Origin of the sequence: Acidibrevibacterium fodinaquatile, assembly GCF_003352165.1 — a bacterium.
GTDB lineage: Bacteria > Pseudomonadota > Alphaproteobacteria > Acetobacterales > Acetobacteraceae > Acidibrevibacterium > Acidibrevibacterium fodinaquatile.
In genome coordinates this window covers 2,022,279-2,033,328 of sequence record NZ_CP029176.1, presented here as the reverse complement: position 1 = coordinate 2,033,328, position 11,050 = coordinate 2,022,279, and the positions used below count along the sequence as shown (strand labels likewise).

9 protein-coding genes and 1 tRNA gene are annotated in these 11,050 nt (G+C 63.8%); 2 read left to right on the top strand and 8 right to left on the bottom strand.

Annotation, left to right across the window (positions count from 1 at the left end; genetic code table 11):
• Positions 1 to 8 precede the first annotated feature (8 nt).
• From DEF76_RS09755 to DEF76_RS09735, 5 genes are all read right to left on the bottom strand, one after another.
• The gene (locus DEF76_RS09755; protein ID WP_114912172.1) at positions 9 to 1,163 is read right to left on the bottom strand and encodes a beta/alpha barrel domain-containing protein; all 1,155 of its coding nucleotides are present in this window, start codon (positions 1,161 to 1,163) and stop codon (positions 9 to 11) included.
• Entirely contained in the window at positions 1,160 to 2,569 is a 1,410-nt protein-coding gene (locus DEF76_RS09750; RefSeq protein WP_408842032.1) for a class II 3-deoxy-7-phosphoheptulonate synthase, read from the bottom strand. The genes DEF76_RS09755 and DEF76_RS09750 overlap by 4 nt, the downstream gene beginning before the upstream one ends.
• A 71-nt stretch (positions 2,570 to 2,640) precedes the next feature.
• Complete coding sequence (locus DEF76_RS09745) at positions 2,641 to 3,549, bottom strand: ferritin family protein (RefSeq protein ID WP_114912170.1); 909 nt, start codon at positions 3,547 to 3,549, stop codon at positions 2,641 to 2,643.
• A 42-nt stretch (positions 3,550 to 3,591) separates the two neighbouring features.
• Positions 3,592 to 3,667: transfer RNA gene (locus tag DEF76_RS09740), tRNA-His, on the bottom strand.
• A 25-nt stretch (positions 3,668 to 3,692) separates the two neighbouring features.
• The gene (locus DEF76_RS09735; protein ID WP_114912169.1) at positions 3,693 to 4,889 is read right to left on the bottom strand and encodes an aminotransferase; all 1,197 of its coding nucleotides are present in this window, start codon (positions 4,887 to 4,889) and stop codon (positions 3,693 to 3,695) included.
• A 277-nt stretch (positions 4,890 to 5,166) separates the two neighbouring features.
• On the opposite strand from DEF76_RS09735, the gene DEF76_RS09730 reads away from it, so the two are divergent.
• Both DEF76_RS09730 and glnA read left to right on the top strand, forming a co-directional pair.
• Positions 5,167 to 5,505, top strand: coding sequence for a P-II family nitrogen regulator (locus tag DEF76_RS09730; protein WP_114912168.1), 339 nt, complete (start codon positions 5,167 to 5,169; stop codon positions 5,503 to 5,505).
• 220 nt (positions 5,506 to 5,725) lie between these two features.
• The gene (gene glnA / locus DEF76_RS09725; protein WP_114912167.1) at positions 5,726 to 7,159 is read left to right on the top strand and encodes a type I glutamate--ammonia ligase; all 1,434 of its coding nucleotides are present in this window, start codon (positions 5,726 to 5,728) and stop codon (positions 7,157 to 7,159) included.
• 95 nt (positions 7,160 to 7,254) lie between these two features.
• Here glnA and DEF76_RS09720 read toward each other — a convergent pair whose 3' ends face one another.
• The 3 genes from DEF76_RS09720 to DEF76_RS09710 form a co-directional block, all read right to left on the bottom strand.
• The gene (locus DEF76_RS09720) at positions 7,255 to 8,190 is read right to left on the bottom strand and encodes a crotonase/enoyl-CoA hydratase family protein (protein WP_114912166.1); all 936 of its coding nucleotides are present in this window, start codon (positions 8,188 to 8,190) and stop codon (positions 7,255 to 7,257) included.
• Between the two features lie 458 nt (positions 8,191 to 8,648).
• A complete protein-coding gene (locus DEF76_RS09715) occupies positions 8,649 to 9,548 on the bottom strand; it encodes a lysophospholipid acyltransferase family protein (RefSeq protein WP_114912165.1) in 900 nt (299 codons plus the stop codon).
• A 65-nt stretch (positions 9,549 to 9,613) separates the two neighbouring features.
• Positions 9,614 to 11,017 carry a malonyl-CoA decarboxylase gene (locus tag DEF76_RS09710; RefSeq protein WP_114913793.1) on the bottom strand — a complete coding sequence of 468 codons (1,404 nt, stop codon included), beginning with the start codon at positions 11,015 to 11,017 and terminating at the stop codon, positions 9,614 to 9,616.
• Positions 11,018 to 11,050: the final 33 nt, after the last annotated feature.

Here is an 11,050-nt window from a genome sequence, read left to right as displayed (position 1 = left end):
CGAGCGCCTCAGCCCGGCTCGCCGGCGGCCTTGCGGCGAAGGAGGAATTCGCGCCCGAGCTTCACCCGGGGAATACCATTATATTCAATGACATCGGCGGTGGCGTAGGTTTCGCTCCAGGCATCAGGGATGAAACTCCCGGTGCCGATGAGATCGAGTGGCGCTTTCGCATCGGCCATGACGCGGCATTTCTCGACCGTGAAACCAGACGAGACGATGATCCGCACGCGCCGAAATCCCGCCTCATCCAGCGCCTCGCGCATCCGCCAGATCGCCGCCGCCGAAACGCCGGTGCCGATCAGCGCGTGCAGCTCGGCATGGCTGCGATAGCGGCGGATGGCACCGGGGGCGTGACGTTCGAGCACCGCATAGCTTTCCCCGGGATCGAGCCCCTCGATAAAGCGTCCGCCATGGGTATCGAGCCGCACGGCGAGCGCGCCGCTGGCCGCGAGATCGGCGAAATGATGGCAGATCTCGAGCGCGTCGGTGATCTCGCGGCCGAAATAATCGACGAGCACGGTGAGGTTCTCATCGGGGTAGGTCGCGCGGAACATCTCGGCGGCGCGCAATGTCGAGCCGGCATACCCGATCAAGGCATGCGGCATGGTGCCAAGCCCGCGCGCATTGCCGAACCAATGGGCCGTCGCGTCATTGGCGTTGCCGATGAAGCCGCGCGCCCCCTCGCGCTTGGCCGCCTCGCTGCCGATGGCGGCGGCATAGGCCATCATCTCCTGCATCTCGGCGCCGGCGCAATGCCGCGCTTCCATGGCGAGAAAGCCGATTTCCGGGAGTGCCAGGCTCATCTGATACGCATTATGCGCGGCGACACAGGGCGGCCCGAGCTTTTGGAGAAACAGGGTTTCGAGATCGGCGAGCTGGGTCAGGCTGCCACTGAGATAGGCGATCGGCTCACCGGCGCCGACCCAGGTCCCCTCTGGGTGCAACACTTCGATCTCAAAGCGCGTGGCGCGCGCGCGCTCCACCGCGTGCAGCCAGTCGATCATCAGGCGCGGCGCCGAAATCACCGGGCGGCGGAGAAAGAGCGCGTAGGTCACGCGGGCATCGCCGAAGCGCGCCGCGATCTCACGCGTGCGGTTGAAATAGCTGTCGGTGCGGGCCGCGATGTCGCGCTCCAGCGCCGCGCCCGGAGCGGTTTCGCTCATTGCGCGGCGACCGCCGGGGCGGGGTCGAGGCCAGCGCGGCGCGCCTGCAACTCGGCGGCGAGCAGGAAAGCGAGTTCGAGCGACTGGCCGGCATTGAGCCTCGGGTCGCAAAAGGTTTCATAGCGGACGCCGAGATCAGCCTCGGTGAGCTGATGCGCGCCGCCGACGCATTCGGTGACGTTCTGGCCGGTCATTTCCACATGCACCCCACCCGGATGCGTGCCCTCCGCCTGGTGGACGTCAAAGAAGCCACGCACCTCGGTGAGAATTGCATCGAAGCTGCGGGTCTTGACGCGGCTCGCGGTGGTGATGGTGTTGCCGTGCATCGGATCGCAAACCCAGAGCACCGGGACGCCGGCGCTTTTCACCGCGCGCACCAGCGGCGGCAGTTTCGCCGCGATTTTTTCCGCCCCCATGCGGGTAATCAGGGTAAGGCGGCCCGGACTTGCCTCGGGATTGAGGATTTCGATCAGCCGCACCAGCTCGTCCGGCGCCATCGACGGGCCAACCTTGAGGCCGATCGGGTTTTTCACGCCGCGCAGGAACTCGACATGGGCGCCGTCGGGCTGGCGGGTGCGGTCGCCGATCCAGAGGAAATGCGCCGAACAGGCGTACCAGTCCCCGGTCGTCGAATCGACCCGGGTCAGCGCCTGTTCGTAAGGGAGGAGCAGCGCCTCATGGCTGGTGTAAAAATCGGTCTCGCGGATCTGCGGCGTGGTCGCGCTGGTCATGCCGCAGGCGGCCATGAAGCCGAGGGTCTCGTCGATCCGCGCGGCAAGGTCGCGATAGCGCGCGGCAAGCGGCGAGCGCTCGACGAAGTCGAGATTCCAGCGATGCACCTGATGCAGATCGGCATAGCCGCCGGAGGCGAAGGCGCGCAGCAGATTGAGCGTGCCGGCGGACTGAAAATAGCCGGCTTCCATCCGCGCGGGGTCGGGAATCCGCGCCTCTTGGGTGAATTCCGCGCCATTGATGTTGTCGCCGCGATAGCTCGGCAGCGTCACGCCGTCTTGGGTTTCGGTGTCGGAACTGCGCGGCTTGGCGTATTGCCCGGCCATGCGGCCGAGTTTTACCACCGGCACGCGGGCGCCGAAGGTCAGCACCACCGCCATTTGCAGAAGGATGCGGAACGTGTCGCGGATGACGTTGGCGGTGAAATCGGCGAAGCTTTCGGCGCAATCGCCGCCTTGCAACACGAAGGCCCGCCCGCCGGCCGCCTCGCCGAGGGCGGCGCGCAGTCGCCGCGCCTCGCCCGCGAACACCAGCGGCGGGTAGCGCGTGAGCCGCTGCTCGACAGCGGTGAGCCTGGTCGCGTCTGGATAGATCGGCGCCTGCCAGATCGGCCGCGCCCGCCAGCTCTCGGGCGTCCAGCGGGAAGCAGGAGACAGCGGGGAATTTTCAGCCATCATCCACCCAAATCACGAAATGCCATCGCCCGAAGGCGTAAAGCCTTTCCGCCGCCGCGGCAACTGGCCCATCATCCGCCCCGCGGCGCGCGGCGGCGCATGAAGCGCCGGCCGATACGGGCCAGGCGGGGCACGGTGGTGGGCTTGATCAGACGCGGATCATAGCCGGAGAGCCGACGATCGTTTTCGGCAAGACAAATATCGAGCAATTCCGCCGGATCGATCTCGCCGGCGACGGCTTCCGAGCCCTTGGCGGTGAAATTGGCGTCCTGTGGCGTGCCGTTGACGTCACGCGCGATGCCGATCCGCTCCCAGACCAAGAACGCCCACACGGCGGCGGTCTTGAGCAGGAACCAGGGCCGCCGCCAAAGCGGCATGCGGCGCTTGTACCAGGTGATCCAGTTCATGAAGAACAGGATATGGCGGCCTTCCTCCTGGATCACCGGCTCGAAGGTCTCGACCAGCTCGGGCGGAAAGAAACCGGAGCGGCGGGCGAGTTCGAACAGGCCGAAGGCGAAGAAACTATCGATGCATTCCGAATAGCCGGTGACCATGAAGGCCCATTCCGGATCGCGCGGGGCCACATACTCGGGCTCGGGGGCGAGCGCGATGCCGTAGGCGGCGACGAGATGGGACAGCACCTCCTTGTGCCGGTTTTCCTCGAATGCCATGCGCTCCAGCGCCTCGCGGAGCGGCTGGGCGGTGACACGCTGGGCGAAAGCGAGAATGCGGAGCCGCGCCTTGCCCTCGGTCTGGACGGCGATATCCCAGATCGGCAGGGAGATCAGGCGCTGGCGCGCTTCGTCATCGAGCTTCGGCCATGCGATCACCGCCGGCTTGTAGGGGTTGAACGTGTCGAGCAGCATGCGGCTCATCATCCGCATATACTCGTCGCCGCCGCGATCGAGCCGGCCGGGAACGTCATACTGCCAGTGCCGCGCGGCGTGATCGGCGGCTTCGATGAGAGCGCTATCGGTCATGGGAAAAAATCCTCGATCGCCGCCCTCGGCCCGGGCGGGGGATGGGGCGAGCGATGGGACTCGAACCCACGGCATCCAAGACCACAACCTGGCGCTCTACCAACTGAGCTACGCCCGCCATCCCTGCCCGCCGTTTAGGCCGATCACTTGGCTCCCGTCAACGCCGCCGGTGCATGGCTTTGGCGCGCGAAATGGGTCGCAAGCCGCGAGATCGCCGCATCCAATATCTCAGGGCGCTTGCAGAACGCGAAGCGGACGTAATTTTCCGGCGGCTCACTGGCATAGAAGGCCGAAACCGGGATCGCCGCGACGCCGGCCGCCTCGGTGATATGGCGGCAAAACGCCACGTCATCGCCGGGAAAGCCGAGCGCCGAGACATCGGCGATGAGAAAATAGCTGCCGTGGGTTGCGAGCACACGCATCCCGAGCTTTTCCAGCCCGGCGGCGAGGCGGTCGCGCCGGGCGGCGAGATCGGCGCTGAGGGACGCAAAATAGGACTCCTGCTTGGCGAGCCCAACGGCGACCGCGCGCTGAAGATTGGGGGGGGTCGTGAACGTGAGATTCTGGTGCGCCTTGCCGACGATTTCGGCGATCGCGGCGGCGGCGGTGACGTAGCCCACCTTCCAGCCGGTCAGGCTGAAAGTCTTGCCGGCGCTGCCGATCCGCATCACCCGCTCACGCAAGCCGGGCAGCGTCATCAGCGGGATATGGCGATGGCCATCGAACACCAAATGCTCATAGACCTCATCGCATATCGCATAGGCGTCATGGCGTTGCAGCAGCCCGGCGATGAAGCCGAGTTCGTCGGCGCTGAACACTTTCCCGGTCGGATTCATCGGCGAATTGAGCAGGATCGCCTTGGTGCGCGGGCCGAAGGCGGCCGCGAGTTCGGCGCGCGGCAGCGCCCAATCCGGCGGCGAAAGCCGCACCAGCCGCGCTACCGCACCGAGAAGCCGCACGACCGGGAGATAGGTGTCGTAAAGCGGCTCGATCAGCACCACCTCGTCGCCAGGATCGAGAACCGCCATGAGGCAGGCGGTGATCGCCTCGGTTGCCCCCGAGGTCACCACCACTTCGCGCGTGGGATCGACCTCGAGGCCGTAAAAGCGCCGATTGGCGTCCGCCACGGCGGCGCGGAGTTCGGGCACACCGGCGAGCGGCGGGTATTGGTTGCGCTGGTCAAGCAGCGCGGCGGCGGCGGCGGCGATGACATCCTCCGGCCCGTCAGTATCGGGAAAACCCTGGCCGAGATTGATCGCACCATGGGCAGTGGCGAGCGCCGACATCACCGTGAAAATCGTCGTCTCGGTGGCGGCAAGGAGCGAGTTCAGGGCTTTCATCGATGCTTTTTTTCCTCAACGTGGCGGGGACTATGCCGAGCCCGCGCCGCGCCGCCAAGATGGCATCTGCCCGAAATTTAGGCGCGCCGCCCAAGATGCGTCCTCGCGCCGGGCGGCGATCGCGGCGGGGATGGCGGCAAGAGCGCATGCGCGGGCGATTGCCGGCTTGGCACGAGACGTGCAATCTACTCGTCCTATCTGCTAGTCTGCGCCGCGCGGGAGGGGTCTCGGGTTACGCCCTCCTTGCCGCGTGGCGCAGCCCGAACCGGTGGAACGCATGAAAAAGATCGAAGCCGTCATCAAACCGTTCAAGCTCGACGAAGTGAAGGAGGCGCTGCACGAGGTCGGGCTGCAAGGCATCACGGTGCTCGAAGCCAAGGGTTTCGGCCGCCAGAAAGGCCATACCGAGCTTTATCGCGGGGCCGAATACGTGGTCGATTTCCTGCCCAAGGTGAAGATCGAGGTGGTCTGCCAAGATGACATCGTCGAGCGCGCGGTGGAGGCGATCATGAATGCCGCCCGCACCGGGCGGATCGGCGATGGCAAAATTTTTATCAGCACGATCGAGGAGGTGATCCGCATTCGCACCGGCGAACGCGGCGAAGAAGCGATTTGAGGCGCCAGCGCAATGGCGCCGATGCCGCGATCCGGCTTTGCGTTGGCCTGCGAACCGTCTAAACTTTCCTCCCTCCAGCACCGGCGTCACCGGCGCGCCCACCCCCCGATCCAAGCGTCACGACCACGGAATCACGACAACGACATCGTCAGGCTGCCGGCGAGACCGGCGCATGGCAAACTCGGCTCCAGCAAACCATGAGAAAGGGTTGAAAAAAACTATGGCGAAGAAGGCCCCAGAAGCCGCGAGCGGCGTGGACAAGGTGATGGAGATGCTCAAGGAGCACTCCGTCGAATATGTCGATCTCCGCTTCACCGATCCGCGCGGTAAGTGGCAGCACACGGCGCAGCATGTCTCCACCATCGACGAGGACGTGTTCCGCGACGGCATCATGTTTGACGGCTCCTCGATCGCCGGCTGGAAGGCGATCAACGAGAGCGACATGATCCTGATGCCGGATGCGGCGACCGCGGTGATGGACCCGTTCGCGGCCAAGCCGTCGCTCATTCTGTTTTGCGACATCGTCGAGCCCTCGACCGGCCAGGCCTATCACCGCGACCCGCGCAGCACGGCAAAGAAGGCCGAGGCCTATCTCCGCGCGACCGGTATCGGCGATACCGCCTCGTTCGGGCCGGAGGCCGAATTCTTCGTGTTCGACAACGTGAAATTCGGCACCGGCGGCAATTACGGCTGCTATCAGCTCGATTCGACCGAAGGCCCGCAAGCCTCGATGAAAGACTATCCGGAAGGCAATATGGGCCACCGCCCGGGGATCAAGGGCGGCTATTTCCCGGTGCCGCCGGTCGATAGCGAAAGCGATCTCCGTGCCGAAATGCTCTCGACGATGGGCGAGATGGGGGTCATCATCGAGAAGCATCACCACGAGGTGGCGCAGTCCCAGCATGAATTGGGCATGAAATTCGGCCCGCTCGTGCGCATGGCCGACCATCTGCAGATCTATAAATACTGCATCCACAACGTCGCCCACAGCTACGGCAAGACGGCAACTTTCATGCCCAAGCCGATTTATGGCGATAATGGCTCGGGCATGCATGTGCATCAGTCGATCTGGAAGGCGGGCAAGCCGCTTTTCGCCGGCAACAGCTATGCCGATCTCTCGGAAGCGGCACTTTATTACATTGGCGGCATCATCAAGCACGCCAAGGCGATCAATGCCTTCACCAACCCCTCAACCAACAGCTACAAGCGCTTGATCCCGGGTTTCGAGGCGCCGGTGCTGCTCGCCTATTCGGCGCGCAACCGCTCCGCGTCCTGCCGCATCCCGTATGCGACCAGCCCCAAGGCCAAGCGTGTCGAGGTGCGTTTCCCCGATCCCGCCGCCAATCCTTATCTCGCCTTCGCGGCGATGCTGATGGCCGGCCTCGATGGCATCCGCAACAAGATCCATCCCGGCGACCCGATGGACAAGGATCTCTACGATCTGCCGCCCGAGGAGCTGAAGGGCATCCCGACGGTCTGCGGTTCGTTGCGTGAGGCGCTCGGGGCGCTGGCCGCCGATCACGAGTTCTTGCTCGCCGGCGATGTCTTCAGCAAGGACCAGATCGAGAGCTACATCGATCTGAAATGGACCGAGGTCTTCCGTTTCGAGCACACGCCGCACCCGGTCGAGTTCGAGATGTATTACTCGGTCTGATCTTTCGACAACCCGATAAAAAAGGCGCCTCTGGCCTTGCCGGGGGCGCCTTTTCTTCGTCTCAGATACCCGCGATCCGTGACCCCGGATCGCGCTTACTCCGCCGCCACCTGCGCCGGCCTGGTGTCAGTCATCCCTAGGCGCCGCGCTTGCGCGGAAACCAAGCGGGCCATGCGGCGAAGCTCGCTCTCTTCCAATCGCAACGCCGCATCGACCCAGAGATCGGTGATGTCGCTCAATTCCTCGAACGTCACCGGATTGACCCGCCGGCGCGCTTGGCAGATCGCGTAATGGGCGTTGTGGCGGCGCTGATCGTGGGCGATATAGTCACGCACCGCTTCCTCGCCGAACCCGTCTTCGGCGACGATGTCAACGATGCCCATCGTCTCCATCTCGGCGGCGGTATAGACCCGGCCGGAGAGGATCATTTTCTCCGCCCGCGCCGCGTCCATCCGGCGTGAGAGGAAGCTCATCGCGCCCATACCGGGGAAGAGGTTGAACAGCACTTCCGGCAGACCGAAACGGGCACTCCGCTCGGCGACGATCACATCCGCCGACAGCGCCGCCTCGAAACCGCCGCCGAGCGCTTCGCCTTGAACCAAGCTTATCGTGATCATCGGCAGATGGAAGGCGGTGTGGATATTATAGGCAACCTCGATGCAGAGCCGCGCATAGGCGCGCAGCCCTTGGCGATCGTTGGCCCGAATCGCGTTGATGAACAGCGCGAGATCGCCGCCGAGATTGAACACGCCGGGGATGCGCGAGCCGCTGATATAATAGCGCAGCGGTGCCCGCCCGGCGTCTCGTCGCGCCGCCTGCAGACGCGGCATTGCCGTCTGCATCGCCGCGACGTCGTGGAGCAGGGAGGCGGAAAAATACGGATGGGAATCGCGGCGGATAAAGCACCACAGGGCGGCATTGGCTTCGTCGATTTCCTGATCGAGATGGGTCAGGGGCGTGGGCTCCCCGTTCTGAGCGGCGATCGAAGAGTCGGTGTCGCGGCTGAAGGCGGGTTTGGTTTGAAAGGTCATGGTGCGAACTCCTGCGGAGATTGAGGGGGATATGCCGGGTTTTGGCGTCAGAACGGTCCGCCTGCGACCGATTGGCGGATTGCGCGCATTTTGACGCCAATACCAGGTTCGTTACCAGAACTTTAAACCTTGAGTTGGCGGTATTCGTTATGACGCAGCTTATGCGTAGATTCGCCTAATATGTAACTCGTTATAGGCGATTTTAATTAAAATGAAATCATAAAAAATAAATATCACCTCAATAAATTCGTATAAAAAGAGAAATTTATAAAAATTATACAATCATGCGGAAACGAACAAATACTTCTATGAGAATTGGCTCAGAATTTTTATTCTATTCTAGAAATTATTATTTTTTTAATTTATTTGTTTATGATGGCGAGCGCCGCACAGCGCTGACGTCAGAAAATAACGGGGGGATCTCGCGACACCATGCCAGGGGCGGTTGGGCCGCTTCGTTATGCGCGGGCGCGCCTCAAGGCCGCGTCGATGGTTTCCTTCGCCCAGCGTCGATGCAGCCACAGCCAGGCGCCGGGATTGGCGCTGATCCAGGCGCCTAACCGGGCGTTGATGTCGCCGGTCAGGGTGCGGATATCGGCCTCGCGATCGCCCGAATCTGGCAAGCTGAGCGGCGCCTCGACGATCAGGCGCAGCCGCGCCGGCGCCTCGCGCTCGATACGCCCAGGAATGACCGGATAGCGGTAGCGGAGCGCGAAAGCGGCGGCAGCCGGCGCGGTCATCGCCGGCAGGCCGAGAAACGGCACTTCGATGCCGTCATTGAGCTTCTGGTCGAGCAGCATGCCGATCGCACCGCCGCCCGCGAGATGGGCGACGGCGCCGCGCGCGCCCGCCGCCCCCTTCGGAAACATCGGCACGTCGCCGCGGAGTGCGGTGAGACGAAGCGCTTGGATCAGCGCGTCCACCCGGGCGTTCCGCGCCGCGCGATAGAAGGACGAAAAGAGATACCCGCTGCGCGCAACGATGACCGGCAGCGCTTCCCAGTTACCGTAATGGGCGGAAATGTAGATCGCCGGCCCGGAGCGAAGATGCTCGGCCCCTTCGACCACGAACCCCGGCCCCTCGGCGGTGACATCGAGCGATGCGAGATGCGGCAATTCGCCAACCGTGCGGCCAAGATTCTCCCACACCGCGCGGATCACGCGCCGGCGTTCGGCGCGGGGCAGGCCCGGCATCGCGGCGCGGAGATTGCGGTGTGCGACCCGCGAGACCGGGAGCAGCGGCCCGAGCCAACGCGCGAGACGGCCGGCGACATTACTCGCCGCAACCGGCCCCAGCGATCGCAACAGCGCGAGCAGCAGCCGGGCGCCGACATATTCCGGGAAATCGAGCCAGCGCATCGATTCAGTCAAAAATCATTCAATATCAAGTGCATTCTGAGCGATGTCGGATTTTGTCTGCCCGCTCAGTTCCAGCCGCGCGCGAGGCGTCGCACCGACGTCGAGGCGTTGCGTTTGCCCTCCCCGGCGTAATCCTCATGATAAGCCTCGATCTTGGCCGGATCATAAAGGTAATTGACCATCAGCGTCGCGCTTTCCTTCACCCCGCGTTCGGAGAGATCGCCAAACATGTTGAGGCGCTCAATGCGGGCGCCATTGGAGAGATGAAAATGCGCCACCGGGTCGAGCGCCCGGCCAGGCTTATGCGGATTGCTCTCGAGCAGGAGGTAGCGCCCACAAAGCCTCGTTAACGCCGGCTCCAAGGCTTTTGAGACCACCGGGTCGCGTTGCCAGCCGCGCCGCTTGAGAGCGGCGGCGAGGGTTGCCTGTGCGGTTTTCTCGCCCGGCAAGGCTTTCAGCAAATTGGCCGCTTCTTCTTCCGGCAAAAGCGCCCCGCCATCGGGATCGGCAAGCCTGGCATCAAGCCAGCGGCGGAAGCCCGGAATTGGCGAAAGTGTTGCGAAGGTTTTGATATTACGAAATTCCTGAGATAACAGCTCGACCACCTGCTTGATCAGGAAATTGCCAAAACTGATGCCGGCGAGGCCGCGCTGGCAATTGCTGATCGAATAGAAAATTGCGGTATCGGCGGCATGGGGATCGGCGCCAGGGGATTTCGGGTCAAGCAGAACCTGGACGTTGTTGGCGAGCCCGCTGACCAGCGCGACTTCGACGAAAATCAACGGCTCCAATTTCATCCGCGGATGAAAGAAGGCATAGCAACGGCGATCCGAATCGAGCCGGTTCTTGAGATCGCGCCAGGAGCGGATCTCATGGACCGCCTCATACCCGGCGAGGCGTTCAAGCAGCAGCGCCGGGCTGCTCCAGTCGATGCGCTGCAATTCGAGAAAGCCGAGATCGAACCAATGTTCGAGCAGATGCTTGAGATCATACTCGAGCCCGGCGAGATGGGGGTCGTCGCGGCCGAGATCGAGCAGCGAGGCGCGCAGATCGACGAGGAATTTGACCCCGTCCGGGATGCTCGCGAACTGCGTCAGAAGCCGCGTGCGCGGCGGCTCCAGCACCCGGCGAAGGTCGGCGCGCGCGCGCACCAGCTTTGCCGGATCGTCGGCGCCGCGCATCGCCTCATAAGCGGTGTTCAGCGCCTTGGCGTCGACATCGAAGCTGGCGAGCGTGCGGAGAAACTCGCGCCGCCCCGCGTCATCGAGCAGCAGATAGGTCTGGGCGAGCTTGGCGGCGCGGTTGCGCGCGCTGACCTCGCCGCCACGCCCGGCGAGACAGGCCCGCATCTGGCCGGCGATGCTGTCATCGGCTTCGCGCCCGACACTCGCGCCCATTTCGCGCCAGACATTGGCGATCCGACGAAGGGCGCGGTCAAAGAGCCCGACCTGGGGGGCAATTTCATTCATCGCGCCCATCCGTCACATGGTCACGGGTCAAGA